Source organism: Pseudomonas sp. C11, assembly GCF_034683865.1.
Classification (GTDB): Bacteria; Pseudomonadota; Gammaproteobacteria; order Pseudomonadales; family Pseudomonadaceae; genus Aquipseudomonas.
In genome coordinates this window covers 102724-125175 of sequence record NZ_JAWIIP010000017.1, presented here as the reverse complement: position 1 = coordinate 125175, position 22452 = coordinate 102724, and the positions used below count along the sequence as shown (strand labels likewise).

Sequence of the window (22452 nt, the reverse complement as noted above, 5' to 3'; positions counted from 1 at the left end):
GGAAGGCTGTGTTGGTCGCGCTTCCAGAATTCCGGGAATGCCCCGGATGAACAACCTACTGAGAGATCACAGCTAGCGCTCGATCAGACCAGTTTGCGGCCTTTGCCAGCGGCAATACGCATGCGCAGGGCGTTGAGCTTGATGAAGCCCGCCGCGTCCTGCTGGTTGTAGGCGCCGCCATCTTCCTCGAAGGTCGCGATGTTGGCGTCGAACAGCGAATCGTCGGACTTGCGGCCGGTAACGATGACGTTGCCCTTGTACAGTTTCAGGCGTACCACGCCGTTCACGCTGGCCTGGGAGGCGTCGATCATCTGTTGCAGCATCAGACGCTCCGGGCTCCACCAGAAACCGTTGTAGATCAGGCTGGCGTATTTCGGCATCAGCTCGTCTTTCAGGTGAGCCACTTCGCGGTCGAGGGTGATCGACTCGATGGCGCGGTGACCTTTGAGCATGATGGTGCCACCAGGGGTCTCGTAGCAGCCACGGGACTTCATGCCGACGAAGCGGTTCTCGACGATGTCCAGACGGCCAATGCCGTTCTCGCCACCGATGCGGTTCAACTCGGCCAGCACCTGAGCTGGGGTCATTTCCTTGCCATCGATGGCAACGATGTCACCCGCGCGGTAGGTCAGCTCGATGTAGGTCGGAACGTCCGGCGCCGCTTCCGGCGACTTGGTCCAACGCCACATGTCTTCTTCGTGCTCGGTCCAGGTGTCTTCCAGCACGCCGCCTTCATAGGAAATGTGCAGCAGGTTGGCGTCCATGGAGTACGGCGACTTCTTCTTGCCGTGGCGTTCGATCGGGATGGCGTGCTTCTCGGCGTAGTCCATCAGCTTCTCGCGCGACAGCAGATCCCACTCGCGCCACGGGGCGATGACCTTGACGCCTGGCTTGAGCGCGTAGGCGCCCAGCTCGAAACGCACCTGGTCGTTACCCTTGCCGGTCGCGCCGTGGGAGATGGCGTCGGCGCCAGTCTCGTTGGCGATCTCGATCAGGCGCTTGGCGATCAGCGGACGGGCGATGGAAGTACCCAGCAGGTACTCGCCTTCGTAGATGGTGTTGGCGCGGAACATCGGGTAGACGAAATCACGCACGAATTCTTCGCGCAGGTCGTCGATGTAGATTTCCTTGACGCCCATAGCCTGAGCCTTGGCGCGGGCCGGCTCGACCTCTTCGCCCTGGCCGAGGTCGGCGGTGAAGGTCACCACTTCACAGTTGTAGGTATCTTGCAGCCACTTGAGGATCACCGAGGTGTCCAGGCCACCGGAATAGGCCAGAACTACCTTTTTGACGTCCGCCATGCCATCACTCCACGGGTTGTACGGTAAAACCCGTGATTCTACTGACCAAGCGACTCAATTTACAGGGGCGCGACAGGCGGAGTTGACGAAGCGACGCCCAGAAGGCTCAGGATGGCTGACTACCGGGCGGATCGACCGGGGTTGGGGCGGGTGCGCTCTGCTGCGGCGCCTCGGCCGGCGGCATGCGATCCAGACGCAAGGTTACCCGGCGGTTCTTGGCGCGATTGGCCTCGCTGGTGTTCGGCACCAGCGGATAGCGCTCACCGTGGAAGCGCACGCTGATCTGCTCGACGGGAATGCCATGGGCCTTGAGGTACTCCTGCACCGCCAGCGCGCGGCGGCGCGACAGATCGCGATTGGTCAGACGATTGCCGCTGTTGTCGGCATGACCGTCGATCTGGAAGCTGTTGATGCTCGGGTCGGCCTTGACGAACTCGAGGATGATGTCGAGCTTGGCCTTGGCCATCGGGTCGAGGTCGATCCCACCACCGGGAAAACCAATCTGCGCCAGGCGAATCTGATCGAAATTCACTGGCAGCAACTTGGCCGTGCAGGCTTCGTAATCGTCGTAGGCCTTGTGAAACTTCACCGGTAGCAGGCGCACTTCCAGTCTATCGCCGCCGTTGAAGGTGCGGTGGCGCACCACCGGGCTGCGCCCCTCCAGCAAGCCGGCGAGCAAGCGCGCCCCCTGCTCCTGCGAGCTGTTGAACGGTACCTCGCCGCTGGCGACGCTGACCGAGCCCAGATTGATGTCGCCACGCCCCGGCTGCCAAGGCGCGGCAGCGGCCAACAAGGTCGCCGAACCATTGCCGAGCCAGTGCTCACGCGCCTTGAGGCGGAAGGTGACCTGCTCACCGGCGCGGCGCACGAACTCGCCACTGCCGAAGTTGCTGATCGGCTGGCTCAGGCGACACTCGAACTTGTCACCCTCGACCGTCCACTCGACCTTTTCCAGCCGCGTCTGGAAGCTGATGGCATGCGCCGGCAGGCACAAAGGCATGCCAGCCAGCAGGCTGATCAGAAGCAAATTGGGCACACGCACGGTCGACTCCACGGCGGTTCACGGCATTCCCAAGGGGTATCGGTCAGGCGCGCGGAAACTTGACCCCCTGCGTTCGATTGTCGCGTCGGCGCGAGCGCGAACAGGCGCTTTTCAGTTACCATGCGGCCACGTTTTACCCGCCTGGAAGCCTCCATGTCCGACCGCCTGACTCTCCTGCGTCCCGATGACTGGCACATCCACCTGCGCGATGGCGCGGTGCTGCCACATACCGTCGGCGATGCCGCGCGCACCTTCGGCCGCGCCATCATCATGCCCAACCTGGTACCGCCGGTACGCAACGCCGCCGAGGCCGACGCCTATCGCCAGCGCATTCTCGCTGCGCGCCCGGCCGGCAGCCGCTTCGAGCCGCTGATGGTGCTCTACCTCACCGACAACACCAGCCCGGAAGACGTGCGTGCAGCCAAGGCCAGCGGCTTCGTGCATGCCGCCAAGCTCTACCCGGCCGGCGCCACCACCAACTCCGACTCGGGCGTCACCAGCATCGACAAGATCTTCCCGGTGCTCGAAGCCATGGCCGAAGTCGGCATGCTGTTGCTGGTACACGGTGAAGTGACCCGCGCCGAGATCGACGTGTTCGACCGCGAGAAGACCTTCATCGACGAACACCTGACCCGTGTGGTAGAGCGTTTCCCGACGCTGAAAGTGGTGTTCGAGCACATCACCACCCGTGACGCGGTGCAGTTCGTCGAGGCCGCCTCGGCCAACGTCGGCGCCACCATCACCGCCCATCATCTGCTGTACAACCGCAACCATATGCTGGTCGGTGGTATTCGCCCGCACTTCTATTGCCTGCCGATCCTCAAGCGCAACGTGCACCAGGAAGCCCTGCTCGATGCCGCCACCAGCGGTAACGTCAAATTCTTCCTCGGCACCGATTCGGCACCACACGCCAAGCACGCCAAGGAAGCCGCCTGCGGCTGCGCCGGCTGCTACACCGCCTATGCCGCCATCGAGCTGTACGCCGAGGCGCTCGAACAGCGCAATGCACTGGACAAGCTGGAAGCCTTCGCCAGCCACCATGGCCCGGACTTCTATGGCCTGCCGCGCAACACGGACAGCATCACCCTGGTACGTGAAGAATGGAGCGTGCCGGCCAGCCTGCCGCTGGGCGACAACAGCGTAATCCCGCTGCGTGCCGGCGAAACGCTGCGCTGGAAACTGCTGGAGGGTCAGGCGTGAGCGAAGACAACTACGAAGACGAACTCGAACCGAGCCTGCCATCCGGTCCGCGCACGCCCATGGCGGCGCGCTTTCGCGGCTACTTGCCGGTCGTCGTGGACGTCGAGACCGGCGGTTTCAACAGCGCCACCGATGCCCTGCTGGAAATCGCCGCGACCACCATCGCCATGGACGAGAGCGGCTTTCTCTACCCGGATCACACCCACTTCTTCCGCATCGAGCCCTTCGAGGGCGCCAATATCGAGGCGGCGGCGCTGGAGTTCACCGGCATCAAGCTCGACCACCCGCTGCGCATGGCGGTGAGCGAGGAACATGCCCTGGGCGAGATCTTCAAGGGCCTGCGCAAGTCGATCAAATCCGCCGGCTGCAAGCGCGCGATCCTGGTCGGGCACAACAGCAGTTTCGACCTGGGCTTCCTCAATGCCGCGGTGGCGCGTTGCGGCATCAAGCGCAACCCTTTTCACCCTTTCTCCAGCTTCGACACCGCCACCCTCGCAGGCCTCGCCTACGGCCAGACCGTGCTGGCCAAGGCCTGCCAGGCCGCCGGCATCGAGTTTGATGGCAAAGAGGCGCACTCGGCACGTTATGACACCGAGAAGACTGCCGAGCTGTTCTGCGGCATCGTCAACCGCTGGAAGGAAATGGGTGGCTGGGACGAGTTCGATCAGTAACCCATCCTCTCTCGCGGACATGAAAAACCGGCTCATGCCGGTTTTTTCATGTCTGGGCAGCGGAGTAATGCCGCTCGTCGGCTGCCGCGATCATTCGCAAAAGATCTTTGACAAGCATTCTCATTAACATTAGTATCCGACCCATCAAACAGAATCACCTGGACGAGCCTTGCCCATGTACGTCTGCCTCTGTGAAGGTGTCACCGATACCCAAATCCGCGAAGCGGTCTACGAAGGTTGCTGCAGCTACCGTGAAGTGCGCGGTAGCCTCGGCATCGCCAGCCAGTGCGGCAAGTGCGCCTGCCTGGCCAAGCAGGTGGTTCGCGAGACCATCGCCGAAGTGCAAAGCAGCCAGGCCAGCCTCGCCTACCCCGCGAACTTCGTCACTGTCTGATTCTCCCGAACACAAAAAACCGGATCCTCGATCCGGTTTTTTTATGCCTGCCGTTTGCCTCAGCGGTAGGCTTCGAACAGCCCCGTGGCGCCCATGCCGCCGCCCACGCACATGGTGACGATGCCGTAACGCAGCTCGCGGCGCTGCAGCTCACGCACCAGGTGGCCGACCTGGCGTGAGCCGGTCATGCCGAAGGGATGGCCGATGGAAATGGAGCCGCCATTGACGTTGTATTTGTCATTGTCGATTTCCAGTTTGTCGCGGCAGTACAGGCATTGCGAAGCGAACGCCTCGTTGAGCTCCCACAGATCGATGTCGGCCACGCTCAGGCCCTTCGCCTTGAGCAGCTTGGGCACCGAGAACACCGGGCCGATGCCCATCTCGTCCGGCTCGCAGCCGGCCACGGTAAAGCCGCGGAAATAGGCCTTGGGCTTGAGGCCCAGCTCCAGCGCTTTTTCCAGGCTCATCACCAGGGTCATGGAGGCGCCGTCGGACAGTTGCGAGGCGTTGCCCGCCGTGACGCTACCCGCCGGGTCGAATGCCGGCTGCAGCTTGGCCAGGGATTCCAGGGTGGTATCCGGGCGGTTGCAGTCATCGGCCTCGACCACGCCATCGACGATCTTCTTCTCGCCGGAGGCCTTGTCTTCGACCAGATACTTCACCGTCATCGGCACGATTTCATCAGCGAACAAGCCTTCGGCCTGAGCCCGCGCGGTGCGCTGCTGGCTTTGCAGGGCGTAGACATCCTGGGCTTCGCGGCTGATGCCGTAGCGGTTGGCGACGATCTCGGCGGTCTTGCCCATGGGGTAGTAGATGCCGGGGTTTTCCTGTTGCAGCAGCGGGTTGAACAGGTTGTCCATGTTCATGCTTTTCAGGGTCATGGTGATGGACTCGACGCCGCCGGCGACGATGATCTCGCTGCAGCCGGATGCCACCTGGTTGGCGGCGATGGCAATGGCCTGCAGGCCCGAGGAGCAGAAACGGTTGAGGGTCATGCCTGCCACCGGGTTGCCCAGGCGCGAGAGCACGGCGACGTTGCGGCCGATGTTCATGCCTTGCGCGCCTTCGTTGGAGCCAGCGCCGACGATGCAGTCATCGACCAGCTTCGGGTCGATACCGTTGCGTGTCAGCAGCGCATCGACGCAGTGAGCGGCCATGTCGTCCGGCCGGGTCATATTGAACTTGCCACGGAAGGACTTGGCCAGGCCAGTCCGCACGCTATCGACGATCACCACATCACGCATGACGCACCTCGTTGTTATTGGATGGCGAATGGCGTGACGATAAATCCAGCCGATCCCTGGGCGCGACCATCATTGATCTGGCGTATACGGGGCGATGCAGAGACGTAGCCCGGATGCAATCCGGGATCACCGGGAACGACAAAAAGCATCGCGGCTAAAGCCCCTCCCACGGCTCCCCTGTAACCTGTGGGAGCGGCTGGGCGGCATTCCGCTTCAGCCGCGATTAGCGTTTCAATCTCTGGCAAACGCCGCCTCGATGGCCTCGTTGATGGTGCGCAGCACCTTGACGCGAGCGAAGCGCTTGTCATTGGCCTCGATCAGCGTCCAGGGCGCGATCTCGGTGCTGGTGCGGTCGACCATATCGCCCACCGCATCGGCGTAGTCGTCCCACTTGTCGCGGTTGCGCCAATCTTCCTCGGTGATCTTGAAGCGCTTGAAGGGGATCTGCTCACGCTCCTTGAAACGCTCCAGTTGGGTCTGCTGGTCGATGGCCAACCAGAACTTCACCAGGATCACCCCGGCGTTGGTCAACTCCTCCTCGAAGTCGTTGATCTCGCCATAGGCGCGCAACCAGTCTGCCTGGCTGCAGAAGCCCTCGACCCGCTCCACCAGCACGCGGCCGTACCAGCTACGGTCGAAGATGGTGAAGTGCCCGCGCGCCGGAATATGCCGCCAGAAGCGCCACAGATAGGGCTGCGCACGTTCTTCCTCGGTCGGCGCCGCCACCGGCACGATGCGGTATTGGCGCGGGTCGAGGGCACCGGTGACACGGCGAATCGCACCGCCCTTGCCGGCGGCATCGTTGCCTTCGAACGCGGCGATCAGGGCGTGCTTGCGCATGCGCTTGTCGCGCATCAGCCCGGACAGGCGCGCCTGTTCGGTGGCCAGTTGTTCCTTGTAGTCGTCCTTGTCCAGCGCCTGGCTCATGTCCAGGCTGGCCAGCAGGCCGCGATTATCCAGGCTCGACACCAGGGGCGCCGAATGTGGCTGCAACTTCGCGCCCTGCGGGTTGGCCAACGCAGACTGCAGGCCTTCGAGCAGAATGCGCCCGACGGTGAGGCTGCGGTAATAGTGATCGACACCTTCGACCACGTACCAGGGCGCGTAGTCGCGACTGGTACGGCGCAGGATGCGCTCGCCGTAACGCACGAACTTGTCGTAGGTCTTCGACTGCTGCCAGTCCAGCGGGCTGATGCGCCAGCTGTGCAGCGGGTCGTCCTTGAGCGCCTCGAGACGCGCCTTCATCTGCTTCTTGGACAGGTGGAACCAGAACTTGAAGATCAGCGCGCCCTCGTCGCAGAGCATGCGCTCCAGGCGCTCGGCGCCGTCGATGGCCTGATCCAGCACCGCATCCTTGAACTGACCATGCACCCGCCCCTGCAGCATCTGGCTGTACCAGTTGCCGAAGAACACGCCCATGCGCCCTTTCGGCGGCAACTGTCGCCAATAGCGCCAGGCCGGCGGCCGCGCCAGTTCTTCATCGGTCTGGATATCGAAGGTGCTGACCTGGATCAGCCGCGGATCCATCCACTCGTTGAGCAGCTTCACCGTCTCGCCCTTGCCAGCCCCCTCGACGCCGTTGATCAGCACGATCACCGGAAAACGCGACTGCTGCTTGAGCTCGTACTGCGCCTCCAGCAAGGCCTCGCGCAGCGCCGGCTCTTCGGCCTCGAACGTGGCCTTGTCGATACTGCGGCCGATTTCGGCGGATTCGAACATGCAATGACCTCCCTGGAATAATCATCAGAGCCTAACGGATAGAACGCGACTTTGCCTGACGGCGGCTCGACACGGATTGACCTGCGCCGGGAAAAGCACATGCGCAGCGGGTAGAATCGCCGCCTGTTTTATCGGGAGCCATCATGTCCGACGTCCACAACGCCCAGCTCGACTGGGACGAACACGGCCAGCCGCTGTCGCGCAGCTATGGCGACGTGTACTTCTCCCGCGCCAACGGGCTGGAAGAAACCCGTCACGTCTTCCTCGCCCATAACCAGATCATCGAGCGCTGCCAGGCTTTGCCGGCCGGTGGACGGCTGGTGATCGGCGAAACCGGCTTCGGCACCGGGCTCAACTTCCTCTGCGCCTGGCAGGCCTTCGCCGAACATGCGCCGAGTGACGCGCGGCTGCATTTCGTCAGCGTCGAGAAATTCCCGCTGAGCCAGGCGGACCTGCAGCGCGCCCTGGCCCTGTGGCCGGAGCTTGCGCCCTACGCCGAGCAGCTGCTGGCGCAGTACCGCGCCATCCATCCCGGCTTCCAACGCCTGCTGCTGGACGGCGGTCGCGTGGTGCTGACGCTGATGATCGGCGATGTGCTCGAATGCCTGCCGCAGCTCGATGCCAAGGTCGACGCCTGGTTCCTCGACGGCTTCGCCCCGTCGAAGAACCCGGAGATGTGGACGGACGCCCTGTTCGCCGAGCTGGCACGGCTGTCGGCACCGGGCGCCACCCTGGCCACTTTTACCAGCGCCGGCTTCGTCCGTCGCGGGCTGATCGCGGCGGGTTTCGCCGTGGTGCGGGTCAAGGGCTTCGGCCACAAACGCGAGATGCTCGCCGGCCCTTTTCAAGCCGAACAGATGCAGCGCCCAGCGCCCTGGTTCGCCCGCCCGGAATTGCCGACTGGCGAACGCCAGGCCGTGGTGATCGGCGCCGGCCTGGCCGGTTGTGCCACCGCCGCCAGCCTGGCCGTACGCGGCTGGCACGTCACTGTGCTGGAGCGCCATGACGATATCGCCCGCGAGGCGTCCGGTAATCCACAAGGCGTGCTCTACCTGAAACTCTCAGCCCACGGCACGGCACTGTCGCGGCTGATCGTCGCCGGCTTTGGCCATACCCGCCGTCTGCTCGAATGTCTGCAACGCGGCCAGGACTGGGACGCCTGCGGCGTGCTGCAACTGGCCTTCGATGCCAAGGAAGCCGAGCGCCAAGCCAAACTGGCCGCGGCCTTCCCGAATGATCTGCTGCACGCGCTGACGAAGGATGAAGCCGAGCAGCAGGCTGGCATCGGCCTGCCGGCCGGTGGCCTGTTCTACCCGGATGCTGGCTGGGTGCATCCACCGGCACTGTGCCGGCAACTGGTGCAACACCCGTTGATCGAGCTGCGTCCTTACCAGGAGGCGCTGAGCCTGAGTCGGCAGGATGATCGCTGGTGCGTCGAAGGACAGAACGGCGTATTGGCCGAAGCGCCCGTGCTCGTGCTGGCGTGCGCCGCCGAGATCTCCCGCCTGCTGCCAGATGCGAATCTGCCACTCAAGCGCATTCGCGGGCAGATCAGCCGCCTGCCAGCCAGCGAGTCCAGCCGGGAGCTGAACACCGTGGTCTGCGCCGAAGGCTACGTCGCCCCACCACGCGCAGGTGAACACACCCTGGGCGCCAGCTTCGACTTCCACAGCGACGATCTGACGCCCAGCGTCGCCGAGCATGCCGGCAACATCGAACTGCTGCGGGAGATTTCCACGGATCTCGCCGCGCGCCTGGACGCACAAGCGCTCGACCCGACAATGCTGCAAGGCCGCGCCGCCTTTCGCTGCACCAGCCCGGACTACCTGCCATTGGTAGGCCCGCTGGCCGAGCAGCAGGCGTTCAACGAGGCCTATGCGATGCTGGCCAAGGACGCCCGCCAGGTGCCGGAAACGCCCTGCCCCTGGCTACCCGGCCTGTACATCAACAGCGGCCACGGCTCACGCGGGCTGATCACCGCTCCACTGTCAGGCGAACTGATCGCTGCCTGGCTGGAGGACGAGCCGCTGCCAGTTCCGCGCGAGGTGGCCGAAGCCAGCCACCCCAATCGCTTTATGCTGCGCAAGCTGATTCGCGGGAGCTGAGTTCCGGGTGACCGCGCTTAGGCCCTGGCCTCGGTGAGCACTGGCTTGGGCTTGCGAAACACCAGTACGTTGCCCGCCATCACCAGGCCCAGGCCGAGCAGCGCCGGGGCCGTCCATTGGTAGCCCTCAAGGAACACCGAGATGTTCAGCGCCACCACCGGGAACAGCACCGTGCAGTAGGCGGCGCGCTCCGGGCCCATGCGCCCGACCAGCGTCAGGTAGGCGGTAAAGCCGATCACCGAGCCGGGAATTGCCAGGTAAAGCAGCGAGCCGACATAGCGCGTGTTCCACTCGAAGGCGAACGGCGTGCCGCTGACCAGGCAGATGCCCACCAGCATCAGTGCGCCATAGAGCATGCCCCAGGCGTTGGTGGTTAGCGGCTTGAGCCCGGCCTTCTGCTGCAGGCTGGAAAGCATGTTGCCGGCGGAGAAGCACAGCGTGCCGCACAGTGCCAGGCCAATGCCCAAAAGGCTTTCACGACTGGCTTCGTGCCCAGCCAGCTCCGGCCAGAACAGCAAGCCCAAGCCGCCCAAACCCAGCGCGCCACCGAGCAGCACATTGGCGGCAATGCGCTGCTTGAAGAACAGCCGTGCATTGATCGCGTTCCACAGGGTAGCGGTGGAGAAGATCACCGCGATCAAACCACTGGGTATCCACTGACTGGCGGTGTAGAAGCACAGGAAGTTGAGGCAGAACAGGCACAGGCCCTGCGCCAGGCAAATGCCCTGGCCACGGCGATCCAGCGGCTGCAGGCGGCCACTGAACCAGAGCATGGCGAACAGCACGGCCGAGGCCAGAGCGAAGCGATAGGCGATGGAGGCGGCGACGGCCACCTCGCCCATCTGCAGTTTGATGGCGATCCAGGTCGTACCCCAGATCAGTACGGTCAGCAGGTAAAGCGATAGGTTCATCGAGAATCTCCCAAGACTGGAGCACAGTCTGGAAGCGATGTACGCAGGGCGCTTGCACAAAGTTGCGCATTTATCGCTGCGCCATCACTGCCTGCCATCGCGCGGCAGGCTTTATCATGCGGGCTTTATTCGTCAGGTCGTTCTCATCGCATGCTTTCCGCTGTCGCACGCTACAAACAACTGCTGTCCAGCGCCCTCGCCCGTTACTTCCCCCGCACCACCGCCTACCTGCGCGCCGAGCGCGAAGCTGCGCAGCCACGCAAGCCCGTGCGCAAGCAGAGCAAGAAGAAATCCACCGGCAACAAGAAAGCCGGCAGTCGCAAGACCGCCAACAGCAAGCCTGGCCCCGCCGGCATCTACCCCGCTACCCGGCTGAAGATCGAAGACGCCCAGGTACAGGCCATGCGCGAGCGCGTGGCCCAGGCGGTGAACGCCGGGCTGATCGGCGCACCGTCGGACGAACAGTGGGTGATGATCCTCTGCCTCGCGCCGCTGGCACGCATCTTTGCCGGCGCCGGCTCGGGCAAGTCGAGCACCCTGGTACTGCGCGTGGTGTTCCTGCTCTGCCACCTGAATCTCGACCCGCAAAGGCTGACGGTAATCTCCTTCACCAATGCCTCCTGCCACGAGCTGCGCGAGCGCCTGCAACGTCTGCTCGACTTCTGGCACTACCCGCACGGCGCACGCCAGTGCGTACGCACCTTTCACGCGGCCATGGCGACACTGGCCAAGGAGAGCCTGGGTAACCCGCGCTGGTTCGAGCAACTGGACGATCCCAGCGACGAACCGGACAACCCGCTCGCCGGCGCTCGCCTGCGCCCCGCGCAACAACGCCTGCTCAAGCAGGCCTACCAGAACGCCTACGCCGACGACCCGCGTTTTCGCGCCCTGACTCACCGCCTACTCAAACTACCGGCACCCGAAGAGCCGCCACAGGGCAAGCCCAAGGCGCCACTGGATGCTTGCAAGCTACCCGGTGAATTCGCCGCCCTGCCGCTGTTCGAGCTGCTGCACGGGCAGATCGACTTCGCCGAGAGCCTGGGGATTCGTCTCGAGTGCCTGGACATGAAAGCGCTGGGCTGCGCGCCCCGCGAGCGTGATTTCATCGAGGCCATGCAGCGCTTTCACCAACACTTCAGTGCGCTGCTGCACAGCCAGGGGCTGATCAGTTTCAACGGTGCCTTCGCGCAGCTAAGTGAGCGACTGAGCAGCGACAGCGGCAAATCCGGTTCTGCCCTGCTTGCCCTGAGCCACTTGCTGATCGACGAATTCCAGGATATCTCGCCGCAGATCGTGCTGTGGCTACAGGCCGTGCATCGCCGCCTGAACGCTGCAGGCGAACGCATCAGCCTGATGGCCATCGGCGACGACTGGCAATCGATCTACGGCTGGCGCGGCAGCTCGCCGGAGCTGTTCATCGACTTCGACCGTCACTTCCCCAGTCGTGGACGCAGCAAAAGCACCACCCTGCTGCTGGGCACCAACTACCGCAGCATCGAGCCGGTGATCCGCGATGGTGAGAGGGTGCTGGCCGAGGTGCACAGCAAGCAGGCCAAGACCTGCGTCGCGGCCAAGGCCATGCAACCGGGCGACCACGGCGTCAGGCTGATTCAGCGCTTCGACCTGGCCAGCGGCCTGCCAGCGTTGCTCAAGGAAATCAGTGTGCAGTGCCAGCACGTCAGCCAACGCCACAACGCGGATCGCACCGCCGTGCTCCTGCTCAGCCGACGCAACGAGCCGCTGCAGCAGGTGCGCGCGCAACTGGACAAGGCACTGCCGGTCAAGACCCTGACCATCCACCGTGCCAAGGGTCTGCAAGCCGAGGTGGCGATCATCCTCGACGACTGCCTGCCCGTGGACAAACACCCGCTGCGCAACGCGCTCTACGCCCAGTGCGGTTTCTTCGCCGGCAGCTACGACCAGGCCATGCAGGACGAAGCCAGGCGCCTGGCCTACGTGGCCATCACCCGCGGCGTAAGCCGAGTGTTGTGGTACACGCGCAAGGCCCAGGGCGCCACGCAGTGCTTGGCAGCGAGCCGACCTATCACGCAAGCTTCAGGCTGATCGGCACTTCAGGCGTTCCCATGGACAAACTGCTGGCTCTGCGCACCTTCGTCGCCACCGTTCGCTGCGGTGGTTTTTCCGCTGCAGCGCGGCAACTGGGGCTGGCTACCTCGTCGGTGACCCGCGCAGTCAGCGCCCTGGAGCAGGAGCTGGGCTGCGTACTGCTCAACCGCAACACACGGCAGATCAGCGTCAGCGAGGCCGGACGCGACTACTTCGAGCGTGCCCTGGCCATCCTCGATGCGCTGGACGAAGCCGACGCCGCCGTGGCCGACAAGGACGGCGAAGTCCGCGGTCGTCTGGCCGTAAGCGTGCCGGTGGAGTTCGCTCGACGCATCATCGCCCCGCACCTCGGCAAGCTGCTGGAACGACATCCACAACTGGAACTGACCCTGCGCGTGACCGATGAAGTGGTCGACCTTCTCAGCGAACGGATCGACCTGGCGCTGCGCCTGGGCTCCTCCATCGTCAGCGACGACGTGGTCAGCCAGCGTGTCGGCAGCTTTCGCCGCTGGCTGGTAGCGAGTCCGCATTATCTGGCTCGCACCTCGCCCATCGAACATCCGGACGCACTGCAGGCGCACGCCTGCCTGCAGTACGACTACGGCAGCCCGGCGAACTACTGGCGCTTCGAACAGGACGGAAAGACGTTGCAGGTGCCGATCAGCGGGCGCCTGCGCAGCAACAACGCCGATATCCTGCGCCAGGCGGCGCGGGATGGTCAGGGCATCGCGCTGCTGTCGGACTGGCTGGTACGCGACGATGTAGACAGCGGCAAGCTGCAGCGCCTGCTGCCCGACTACGAAATCGCTCCCGGCCCGCACGAAGGCACCATTCATCTGCTGTACCTGCCGAACCACCGCGGCTCTCGGCGCATCGCCGCGTTCAGCGAGTTTCTCCAGGAACTGCTGCAAAGCTAAGGGCTTTTGCACGGTGCGCAACGCAGCGTTGCCGCTTCGACGGATTCTCCGCCAGTCGTTACCTGCCTAACCTTGCGCCTGTCGCTTCCTCTCATCGAGATCCCATCATGACTAGCCAGACCTCCTCACTCACGAGCGAGTCGCCAGCCCTGCCGCAGGCGCTGGTGCTGCTGTTCGCCCTGTGCTGCGGCGCGATCGTCGCCAACCTCTATTACGCCCAACCGATCATCGAGCTGATCGCCCCGGATGTCGGCCTCAGCGCCGAACGCGCCAGCCTGATCGTTTCGCTGACGCAGATCGGCTATGCCCTCGGTCTGTTGTTCCTGGTACCGCTGGCCGACCTGCTGGAAAGCCGTCGGCTGATGCTGATCACCACTGCCGCCGCCCTGCTCTGCCTGTTGGCGGCCGCCTTCGCGAACCAGCCGGATCTGTTCCTCGGTCTGGCGCTGCTGATCGGTCTCAGCTCGGTTTCGGTACAGATGCTGATCCCTCTGGCCGCCAACCTGGCGCCGGAGGCCAGCCGTGGCCGTGTGGTGGGCAATATCATGAGCGGTTTGCTGCTAGGCATCCTGCTGGCACGCCCGCTGGCCAGCCTGATCGCCGGTGAGTTCGGTTGGCGCGCGGTGTACCTGATGGCAGCGGCCCTGATGCTGGTGATTACCCTGGTGATCGCCACCACCATTCCGCGCCACACCCCCAACCACAAGGCAAGCTACGGGCAACTGCTGGCCTCGCTCGTTAACCTGCTGCGCCGCTACCCGACACTGCGCCGTCGTGCGCTTTATCAGGGTCTGATGTTCGCCAGCTTCAGCCTGTTCTGGACGGTGGCGCCGTTGGAATTGTCGCGTCACTTGGGCTTGAGCCAACAGGACATCGCCCTGTTCGCCCTTGCCGGTGCCATCGGCGCAGTCGCGGCCCCTATTGCCGGACGCCTGGCCGATGCCGGCCATACCTGGCGCGCCAGTCTGGTGGCGCTGATCCTCGCGCCATTGGCCTTTGCCCCCAATTTGCTGAGCGCCGGGCTGGGCTGGATCGGCCTGATCGTCACCGCCATCGTGCTGGATTTCGCCGTGCAGATGAGCATGGTGCTCGGCCAGCGCAGCATCTACGCACTGGAGCCGCAGAGCCGCGCCCGGCTCAATGCGCTGTACATGACCAGCATTTTCGTCGGCGGCGCCATCGGCTCGGCACTGGCCAGCCCGGTCTACGAGCGCTTCGGCTGGTCGGGCACGGCACTGCTGGCCGCCGGACTGCCATTGCTCGCACTGCTGGTATTCATCGGTAAAGAGAAGTTAGGAGTCGGCGCAAATACAAAAATCGCAGGCAACAAAAAACCCGCCTAAGCGGGTTTCTTCCCAACCATCCGACATCCTGTCGGTAGCCATCTTGGCCTGGTCATCTTCCGTGATCCTCAGCGATCCATCGCTGCAGGGGATGTGTGTGTAGATTAGAGATCAGCCCTCGATGGCAACAGTGGCGGTTGCCGCCTGAGCGTGTAAGCCTTTTGCCATAGCCAGCGGATTCAGCGACCGATCATGCGTGCCAGGACGTCCTCACCGCCCAGTCGACGATGGACGAACGCCATCACCACATGGCCGATGACCAGCACCAGCAGCAGCCAGCCGAGGTTGCCGTGCAATAGATTGGCCGGTTCGATCATCCATCTGATCTTGCCGTCGCTAAAGCCCGGCATGAGGGTCATGCCGAATGCCACGAACTCGCGACCCGAGCCGTACTGACGCAGCAGCGCGACGAATGGAATGACGAACATCAGCACATACAGGGAAGCATGCCCCAGCTTTGCCATCAGGCTGATTGCAGCGGGGCGACGGCTGTGGCTGGCAACGGCCCAAACCAGACGAATCAGCACCAGGATCATCAGCAGCAAGCCGGTAGGCTTGTGCGTACTCCACAGGAGCTTGTCCAGGCCGCTGTCTTCCATGGCCGTATGGGCGATCACGGTAACGAACTGCCAGCCCAGAAGAATCGCCATGTTCCAATGCAGCAGGCGCGTGACCAGACCATAGCGATCTGCAGAATCGTGAAGATTGGACATGGCGGCTCCTTTTCTATCGAATTCGATCCCTGGCCGGCTGCTACCAGTAAATCAGCATCACCTGCTCGCACAGGCTGCGGCGACTTCGCTTCAGGTTAGCAGGTATATCGGCGAGCCCTTGCAAGCAAGGGCTCGCAGAATCGTCAGCTGTCGCGGAGCGCTTCGCGTGCGTCGCGCCAGGCGCGATATTGCGGCTCCTGCCAGACACGGGCGTGCAGGCGGGCCATGCCATCGGGGTCGTTGAGCAGACGCCAGCGAGTCGCCTCGACGCGGCCATCGGGGCCGGCCGCAAGGATTTCCTCGATGCGCTCGTCACGCAGAGCCTCGGCAGCGGGCACTACCTTGGCATGGCGCGCACGCGCCATGGCGCATACGAGAGCGTTGTACAGCGGGTCGACCACTGCCCGCACGAAGCCTTTGCGCAGGGCACGCGAGCTATTCAGGTGCTCGTACTCAGCGGTATCGCTCAACTCACGCGGCACCTGATGCTCCTCGGGGATCAGGAACAACTTGCCGCGCTTGGCGGCCAGGCCGGGAGCGGTACGACTGGTCAGCACCGAAACCACCGGCGACAGAATCAGCGAGACGACGATGGGTGCCAGCCACCAGAGGAAGTCCGGGTTGAGCCAGGCCACCAGCGCCGTCCAGCTGATACCGATCAATACCTGTGTGCCGTGGCGACGGAAGGCTTCGCTCCAGGGCGTGGAATCATCCACGCGCTGCGGCGAGTTCCATTGCACCGACCAACCGAGGAAGGCGGCCGTGACGAACAGGCTGTGGAACAGCATGCGCACCGGCGCCAGCAGCACCGAGCAGGACGCTTCCAGCAGCATCGACAGCAGCACGCGCATGCGACCGCCGTATTCCTCGGCGCCCTGAATCCAGATCAGCAACACACTGAGCAGCTTGGGCAGGAACAACAGGGTCATGGTCGCCGAGAACAGCGCCACGGCCTCCTCCGGTTGCCAACGCGGCCACAGCGGATAGAGCTGATTGGGCTGCAGGAAGTACTCCGGCACCATCAAGGTATGGATCGCCAAAAGGCTGGTGGAGAGCACCAGGAACAGCAACCACAGCGGAGCCGACAGGTAGGACATGACGCCGGTGAGGAACACCACGCGATGCACCGCATGCATGCCCCGCACGAGGAACAGGCGGAAGTTCATCAGGTTGCCCTGACACCAGCGTCGATCCCGCTTGAGTTCGTCGAGCAGGTTCGGCGGTAGCTCTTCGTAGCTGCCTGGCAGGTCGTAAGCGATCCACACACCCCAGCCGGCACGGCGCATCAATGCAGCTTCGACGAAGTCGTGGGACAGAATCGCACCGGCAAAGGCGCCCTTGCCCGGCAACGGCGCCAAAGCGCAGTGCTCGATGAAGGGTTTGACCCGAATGATCGCGTTGTGCCCCCAGTAGTGCGACTCGCCGAGCTGCCAGAAATTGAGGCCGGCGGTGAACAACGGGCCGTAGACGCGCGTGGCAAACTGCTGCAGACGGGCGTAGAGGGTGTCCATGCCCGACGCTTTCGGCGCGGTCTGGATGATACCGGCGCCCGGGTTGGCCTCCATCAGGCGCACCAGGCGAGTCAGGCATTCACCACTCATCACGCTGTCGGCATCGAGCACCACCATGTAGCGGTAGTTGCTACCCCAGCGACGGCAGAAGTCGTCGATGTTGCCGCTCTTGCGCTTCACCCGACGCCGACGGCGACGGTAGAAAATATGGCCAAAGCCCTCGACCTCGCGGCACAGCTCCATCCAGGCCTGCTGTTCGGCCACGCAGATGTCCGGATCGTTGCTGTCACTGAGGATGAAGAAGTCGAAATGCTCGAGCTGGCCGGTCTTCTTCAATGACTCGAAGGTCGCGCGCAGGCCAGCGAAGACGCGTGGCACGTGCTCGTTGGCAATCGGCATGACCAGCGCAGTGCGGGCCTTGGGCGAAATCGGCTCGTCGCCGCACGACGTGGCAGAGATGCTGTAGCGATCACGCCCCTTGAGCAGTTGGAAGAAGCCCATCAGCGCCGTCCAGAAGCCCATCGACACCCAGCAGAACAGAAGCGCGAACAGCGCCAGGATGCTGGTTTGCACCACATAGGGCAGGATCTGCCGTGCCGACTCCAACCAGGGTTGTTCGAACACCAGGCCCAGATCGACCAGTGACCAGCCCTGATAAGGCAGCACCGATTTCATGTACCAGGTGGCAACCACAGTCTGCGCGATCATCAGCACCATCAGCGCTGCACGGCGTACCGCAGCCACGTGGCGCCAGTGTTCTTCACTGAAGTCTTCGGATTCACGGGTACGGGGCCGCGGGTTCGACTTGTGCCCCTTCAGGCGCCACCAGCCAAGTTCGAGAATGTTGGTCTGCCAGGGCTCCGGCACCATGCGCGTACGCTTGATCGGCGGCGTCGACTCGATGGTCGGTCGCCCCTGGTGATCCTGCACCAGTTGGCAACCCCGCTCGACGGCATCGGGCCAGCCCATGGACAAGCGCACTGGCACGGACTCGAGCAGTTCGCGGGTTTCCTCATCCACTTCTTGCGCGGCGACTGCCGGAGGCTGCAGGGCGTGATGCAGTTCAGCCAGATCGCCGCCCTCCTCCAGGCGGCGCTCCAGTTCCTGTTGCTGAGCCTGATCCAGGGGCAGTTCGTCCAGATAGTCCTGGATCAGCGTAGCGTCGGGAGATTTATTCATGGGCAGGCAGCTGATAGCTCCAGGTTTCCGACAGGGGCTTGCCGTCCTCAATCAGGGCAGCGCGCATTTCCACCGGTTGCGCCGGATCCTTGACCATGACCCGCAGGGTCAGGCGCCAGCCTTTGCTCACCGGGTTGTAACGCAGGTTCTTCTCCACGATGTCGGCATTGCCATCGACGCTGATCTGCGGCTCGATGGCCGCATCCGGCGCACGTTCAGCCAGTACCGGGCCGGCGAAATCCACCACCAGTGCGGTGCTGCCATCAGGCTGACGAATCAGGTTGGCCTGTTTCACATCACCTTCGGACAAGCGGGTCTGAGTGACCATGGCCAGCTTCGGATCATGCAGCTTGGCGTCGTCACGGCTGAAGTGTAGACGGTAGTGAACGTCGAGGGCTTCACCCGGCGCCGGCTGCTTCTCGGGGCGCCAGAGCGCAACGATGTTGTCGTTGGTCTCATCCGGGGTCGGAATTTCCACCAGTTCGACGTGGCCAGGGCCCCAATCACCGACGGTTTCCACCCAGCCACTGGGACGCAGCTCGTAGCGATCATCCAGATCCTGGTACTGGGCGAAGCTGCGGCCACGCTGCATCAGACCAAAGCCACGCGGATTCTCGATGCTGTAGCTGCTGACGTTGAGGCGCTTGGGGTTGTTCAGCGGGCGCCACAGCCACTCGCCGTTACCGGCGGCAATGGCCAGGCCGTCGGAGTCATGCAGCTCCGGGCGGTAATTGTGGCGCGGCCAGGGCTGGTTGGCACCGAACAGGTACATGCTGGTCAGCGGGGCGATGCCGAGTTTCTCAACCGGCTCGCGCAGGTACACCTTGGCCTGCACGTCGAGCACGCTGTCGCGGCCCGGGTCGATTTCCATACGGTAGGCACCGGTGGCACGCGGCGAATCCAGCAGCGCATAGAACAACAGGGTGGCGCGATCGGATTTCGGCTTCTCGATCCAGAACTCGGTAAAGCGCGGGAACTCTTCGCCCGATGGCAGTGCGGTATCGATCGCCAGGCCGCGAGCCGACAGGCCGTAGACCTGGCCCTTGCCAACGATGCGGAAGTAACTGGCGCCCAGCACACTCATCACTTCGTCCTGCTTGCCCGGCTCATTCAGCGGATGAATGATCTTGAAGCCGGCAAAACCCAGATCCTTGAGGTCATCCGGGTTGAGCTTGACGTCAGCGAAATCGAACATCTCCGGGGAATACTTGATCTCCCGAGTACCGGTTGCGGTGACCTCGTTGAGCTTCACCGGAACGTCGAAGTGCATGCCCTGATGGAAGAAATACAGCTGATACGGCGTCTTGCCATCGCGCCAGTAGGCGTGATCCTCACGGAAGCGCACCTTCTGGTAATCGGCGAATGGCATCTGACGCAACGCCGTCGGCAAGCGGCTCTGCGGAGCGCTATAGCGCTCTGACGCAAGGGACTTGGCCTTGACTGCCACATCATCCAGATCGAATGCCCAGATCTGGGCAGCGAACAGCATGGGCAAAGTGCACAGGATCAACCGGCCGGTCTTGCCCAGACGGGTTCCAGAACGACGACTCATTGACTAACAGCCTCCAAGGCATACGGATTGACGCGCAGCGGACGCCCCACGGGTCGCCGCTGCACGGGGTTCAAATTTGGGCGGAAAATGATGCAAGAAAGCGCTCGTGTCACGTCAGGCCTCGAAAAGATGGCTACTGGCCGTATGCACGTATTTTTCTGCGCATTATTACCGGATCGCGCTGCCCGGCACAGGGGCTCACACAGGTATATTTTCGCCTCCTTGGGCCGCACCGCTCACTGGCGCGGCAACAGTTCGAATCGGGCCTCCTGCACAGCCTCCGAATCCAGCCCTAACTGAACGCGGAAAGCACCTGGCTCGCTGACATGGCGCAGGCTGGCATCGTAGAAGCGCAGCATCGGCTCGTCGATCTCGAAACTCACCTCACGTGACTCACCTGCCTCAAGCTTGACCTTGCGGAAATCCTTGAGTTCCTTCACCGGACGGATCACCGAGGCCGCTTCGTCATGCAGATACAGCTGCACGACGGTCGCACCGGCGCGGGTTCCGGCGTTTTTCAGGGTGACGCTGACACGGATTTTTTCATCCGCCTTCATGCGTTCGGCCGAGAGTTTCGGCGCCGACAGCTTGAAGTCGCTGTAGCTTAGGCCATAACCGAACGGATACAGCGGGCCGTTGGGCTCCTCGAAGTATTGCGAGGTGTAATTGCCAGGCGTGCCGGGGGTATAAGGGCGGCCCAGACGCAGGTGATTGTAGTAGGTGGGAATCTGCCCGACCGAGCGCGGGAAGGTGATCGGCAGCTTGCCCGACGGATTGTGCTCGCCAAACAGCACGTCGGCGATGGCGTTGCCGCCTTCAGTGCCGCTGTACCAGGTTTCCAGCATGGCGTCGGCGTTTTCCTTCTCCCAGGTCAGCGCCAGCGGGCGGCCGTTCATCAGCACCAGCACCAACGGCTTGCCGGTGGCCTTGAGCGCGCGCAGCAGGGCCTGCTGGCTGTCGGGAAGATCCAGACGGGTACGGCTGGAGGACTCGTGCGACATACCGCGCGCCTCGCCCACGGCGGCGACGATGACGTCGGCCTGCGCCGCGACACGCACCGCTTCTTCCAGCATCGCCTGTGGCGTGCGCTTGTCGAGCACCACCTCCGGGCGATCCCAGTTGAGCTGGTTGAGGTAGTTGATCACATGGGGGTCGTCGGTGACGTTGGCGCCACGCGCGTACATCAACATGCCCTGCCCCTTGAGCGCCTTGGCCATGCCGGTTCGCAGGGTCACCGCCTGCTCAGGAATACCCGCAGCCGACCAGCTACCCAGCATATCCACCGGGGAATCAGCCAGCGGACCAATCAGTGCGACGGTGGCTTTCTTGCTCAGCGGCAGCGTGTCACCGTGGTTTTCCAGCAGCACCATGGAATCACGCGCCATGGCACGTGCCTCGTCACGGTGCAGACGCTGCTCGGCATTCACGTCGGCCGGATCGTCTTCTGCACGGCCAATACGCAGGAACGGATCATGAAACAAGCCCATATCGTACTTGGTGCCCAGCAGATGCCTCACGGCGTCATCGAGTACGGTTTCGGACACTGCTCCACTTTTGACCAGCTTCGGCAGTTCCTGATCATAGAGGGTATCGGCCATGCTCATGCCCACCCCTGCATTGATTGCCAAGCGCGCCGCCTCGGCGCCATCAGCAGCCACGCCATGGCGCATCAGCTCGGTAATGGCGCCGTGATCGCTGAACACCCCGCCCTTGAATCCCCAGTCGCGACGCAGCAGATCCTGTAGCAGCCAGGTGTTGGCCGAAGCCGGCACACCGTTGACCGCATTCAGGGCGACCATCACCCCGCCCGCACCGGCATCGATGGCAGCTCGATAGGGCGGCAGGTAGTCCTGGTACATGCGCATCGGGCTCATATCGACCACGTTGTAGTCACGCCCGCCCTCCACGGCGCCGTACAGGGCGAAGTGTTTGACGACAGACATGATGCGCTGCGGTGAGTTGGCACCCTCGCCCTGATAGCCCCTGACCATCGACTCGGCCACACGCGAGACCAGGAACGGATCTTCGCCAAAGCCTTCGGATGTGCGCCCCCAGCGCGGATCGCGAGCGATATCCACGGTCGGCGCGAAGGTCATGTCCAGACTGTCGGAACTGGCCTCCAGCGCTGCGATTCGCGCGCTGTTCTCGATCGCGGGCAGATCCCAGCTCGACGCCAGACCCAGGCCGATGGGGAATGTCGTGCGATGGCCATGAATAACGTCATAGGCGAAGAACATCGGAATCTTCAGGCGGCTGCGCATGGCGGCCTCCTGCATCGGTCGGTTCTCCGGTCGACTGATGGAGTTAAAAGTCCCGCCGATGCGCCCGGCGGCGATCTCCTGACGTATCAGCTGGCGCGGCATCTCAGCACCGATACTGATCAATCGAAGTTGACCGACCTTCTCCTCCAGCGTCATGCGATTGATCAGATCATTGATAAAGGCGTCCTTGTCATCCAGCGAGGGGCTGGCGAAAACGAGGCCTGAAGAGCAAAGAAGAGTGGCGAGCGCGAGCGGGTGCAGGCATTTCATCAAGTGTGACATCCAGCTGGGTGCATTATTCGAATGGCCGCCAAGATACCGC

Annotated in this window: 16 protein-coding genes; 7 read left to right on the top strand and 9 right to left on the bottom strand. The window is 63.4% G+C overall.

Annotated features, from left to right (window positions below; all coding sequences use genetic code 11):
* Positions 1-83: 83 nt before the first annotated feature.
* Together VC352_RS22480 and VC352_RS22475 are read right to left on the bottom strand one after the other, a co-directional pair.
* Positions 84-1301 (bottom strand): argininosuccinate synthase, encoded by a 1218-nt coding sequence (locus tag VC352_RS22480; protein ID WP_322981724.1) that lies wholly within the window; start codon positions 1299-1301, stop codon positions 84-86.
* 106 nt (positions 1302-1407) lie between these two features.
* Positions 1408-2343 carry a flagellar protein MotY gene (locus VC352_RS22475; RefSeq protein ID WP_416340227.1) on the bottom strand — a complete coding sequence of 312 codons (936 nt, stop codon included), beginning with the start codon at positions 2341-2343 and terminating at the stop codon, positions 1408-1410.
* Positions 2344-2496: 153 nt separating this feature from the next.
* On the opposite strand from VC352_RS22475, the gene pyrC reads away from it, so the two are divergent.
* From pyrC to VC352_RS22460, 3 genes are all read left to right on the top strand, one after another.
* Positions 2497-3543: a dihydroorotase gene (gene pyrC, locus VC352_RS22470; RefSeq protein WP_322981723.1), complete on the top strand. Its 1047-nt coding sequence runs from the start codon at positions 2497-2499 to the stop codon at positions 3541-3543.
* Entirely contained in the window at positions 3540-4214 is a 675-nt protein-coding gene (rnt, locus tag VC352_RS22465) for a ribonuclease T (protein ID WP_012017982.1), read from the top strand. Before pyrC ends, rnt begins: the two co-directional genes overlap by 4 nt.
* A 175-nt stretch (positions 4215-4389) precedes the next feature.
* Positions 4390-4608 (top strand): bacterioferritin-associated ferredoxin, encoded by a 219-nt coding sequence (locus VC352_RS22460; RefSeq protein ID WP_322981722.1) that lies wholly within the window; start codon positions 4390-4392, stop codon positions 4606-4608.
* A gap of 59 nt (positions 4609-4667) precedes the next feature.
* On the opposite strand, the gene VC352_RS22455 is transcribed toward VC352_RS22460, so the two are convergent.
* On the bottom strand, positions 4668-5852 hold the full coding sequence (locus VC352_RS22455) for a thiolase family protein (protein ID WP_322981721.1): 1185 nt from the start codon (positions 5850-5852) through the stop codon (positions 4668-4670).
* A 231-nt stretch (positions 5853-6083) separates the two neighbouring features.
* Positions 6084-7571 carry a polyphosphate:AMP phosphotransferase gene (pap, locus tag VC352_RS22450; RefSeq protein ID WP_322981720.1) on the bottom strand — a complete coding sequence of 496 codons (1488 nt, stop codon included), beginning with the start codon at positions 7569-7571 and terminating at the stop codon, positions 6084-6086.
* Positions 7572-7714: 143 nt separating this feature from the next.
* Here pap and mnmC point away from each other — a divergent pair, with 143 nt between their 5' ends.
* On the top strand, positions 7715-9676 hold the full coding sequence (gene mnmC / locus VC352_RS22445) for a bifunctional tRNA (5-methylaminomethyl-2-thiouridine)(34)-methyltransferase MnmD/FAD-dependent 5-carboxymethylaminomethyl-2-thiouridine(34) oxidoreductase MnmC (protein ID WP_322981719.1): 1962 nt from the start codon (positions 7715-7717) through the stop codon (positions 9674-9676).
* Positions 9677-9693: 17 nt separating this feature from the next.
* Here mnmC and VC352_RS22440 read toward each other — a convergent pair whose 3' ends face one another.
* Positions 9694-10587: a DMT family transporter gene (locus VC352_RS22440; protein WP_322981718.1), complete on the bottom strand. Its 894-nt coding sequence runs from the start codon at positions 10585-10587 to the stop codon at positions 9694-9696.
* A 150-nt stretch (positions 10588-10737) separates the two neighbouring features.
* On the opposite strand from VC352_RS22440, the gene VC352_RS22435 reads away from it, so the two are divergent.
* From VC352_RS22435 to VC352_RS22425, 3 genes are all read left to right on the top strand, one after another.
* Positions 10738-12651: a DEAD/DEAH box helicase gene (locus VC352_RS22435; RefSeq protein WP_322981717.1), complete on the top strand. Its 1914-nt coding sequence runs from the start codon at positions 10738-10740 to the stop codon at positions 12649-12651.
* 20 nt (positions 12652-12671) lie between these two features.
* Positions 12672-13571, top strand: a complete 900-nt coding sequence (locus VC352_RS22430; RefSeq protein ID WP_322981716.1) for a LysR family transcriptional regulator — start codon at positions 12672-12674, stop codon at positions 13569-13571.
* Between the two features lie 107 nt (positions 13572-13678).
* Positions 13679-14914: an MFS transporter gene (locus tag VC352_RS22425; protein ID WP_322981715.1), complete on the top strand. Its 1236-nt coding sequence runs from the start codon at positions 13679-13681 to the stop codon at positions 14912-14914.
* A 179-nt stretch (positions 14915-15093) separates the two neighbouring features.
* Here the strand turns inward: VC352_RS22425 and VC352_RS22420 are convergent, their stop codons facing one another.
* The 4 genes from VC352_RS22420 to bglX form a co-directional block, all read right to left on the bottom strand.
* Positions 15094-15627: a cytochrome b gene (locus VC352_RS22420; protein ID WP_322981714.1), complete on the bottom strand. Its 534-nt coding sequence runs from the start codon at positions 15625-15627 to the stop codon at positions 15094-15096.
* Positions 15628-15770: 143 nt separating this feature from the next.
* Positions 15771-18317 carry a glucans biosynthesis glucosyltransferase MdoH gene (gene mdoH, locus VC352_RS22415; RefSeq protein WP_322981713.1) on the bottom strand — a complete coding sequence of 849 codons (2547 nt, stop codon included), beginning with the start codon at positions 18315-18317 and terminating at the stop codon, positions 15771-15773.
* On the bottom strand, positions 18310-19806 hold the full coding sequence (locus VC352_RS22410) for a glucan biosynthesis protein G (RefSeq protein WP_322981728.1): 1497 nt from the start codon (positions 19804-19806) through the stop codon (positions 18310-18312). Before VC352_RS22410 ends, mdoH begins: the two co-directional genes overlap by 8 nt.
* Before the next feature lie 299 nt (positions 19807-20105).
* Complete coding sequence (gene bglX / locus VC352_RS22405) at positions 20106-22400, bottom strand: beta-glucosidase BglX (protein WP_322981712.1); 2295 nt, start codon at positions 22398-22400, stop codon at positions 20106-20108.
* Between the last annotated feature and the right edge of the window lie 52 nt (positions 22401-22452).

Bases quoted from the DNA above. Each gene is read 5' to 3' on its own strand.
- VC352_RS22480 (WP_322981724.1), bottom strand. From the start codon at position 1,301: ATGGCGGACGTCAAAAAGGTAGTTCTGGCCTATTCCGGTGGCCTGGAC.
- pyrC (WP_322981723.1), top strand. From the start codon at position 2,497: ATGTCCGACCGCCTGACTCTCCTGCGTCCCGATGACTGGCACATCCAC.
- VC352_RS22460 (WP_322981722.1), top strand. From the start codon at position 4,390: ATGTACGTCTGCCTCTGTGAAGGTGTCACCGATACCCAAATCCGCGAA.
- VC352_RS22455 (WP_322981721.1), bottom strand. From the start codon at position 5,852: ATGCGTGATGTGGTGATCGTCGATAGCGTGCGGACTGGCCTGGCCAAG.
- pap (WP_322981720.1), bottom strand. From the start codon at position 7,571: ATGTTCGAATCCGCCGAAATCGGCCGCAGTATCGACAAGGCCACGTTC.
- mnmC (WP_322981719.1), top strand. From the start codon at position 7,715: ATGTCCGACGTCCACAACGCCCAGCTCGACTGGGACGAACACGGCCAG.
- VC352_RS22440 (WP_322981718.1), bottom strand. From the start codon at position 10,587: ATGAACCTATCGCTTTACCTGCTGACCGTACTGATCTGGGGTACGACC.
- VC352_RS22435 (WP_322981717.1), top strand. From the start codon at position 10,738: ATGCTTTCCGCTGTCGCACGCTACAAACAACTGCTGTCCAGCGCCCTC.
- VC352_RS22430 (WP_322981716.1), top strand. From the start codon at position 12,672: ATGGACAAACTGCTGGCTCTGCGCACCTTCGTCGCCACCGTTCGCTGC.
- VC352_RS22425 (WP_322981715.1), top strand. From the start codon at position 13,679: ATGACTAGCCAGACCTCCTCACTCACGAGCGAGTCGCCAGCCCTGCCG.
- VC352_RS22420 (WP_322981714.1), bottom strand. From the start codon at position 15,627: ATGTCCAATCTTCACGATTCTGCAGATCGCTATGGTCTGGTCACGCGC.
- mdoH (WP_322981713.1), bottom strand. From the start codon at position 18,317: ATGAATAAATCTCCCGACGCTACGCTGATCCAGGACTATCTGGACGAA.
- VC352_RS22410 (WP_322981728.1), bottom strand. From the start codon at position 19,806: ATGCTGTTCGCTGCCCAGATCTGGGCATTCGATCTGGATGATGTGGCA.
- bglX (WP_322981712.1), bottom strand. From the start codon at position 22,400: ATGAAATGCCTGCACCCGCTCGCGCTCGCCACTCTTCTTTGCTCTTCA.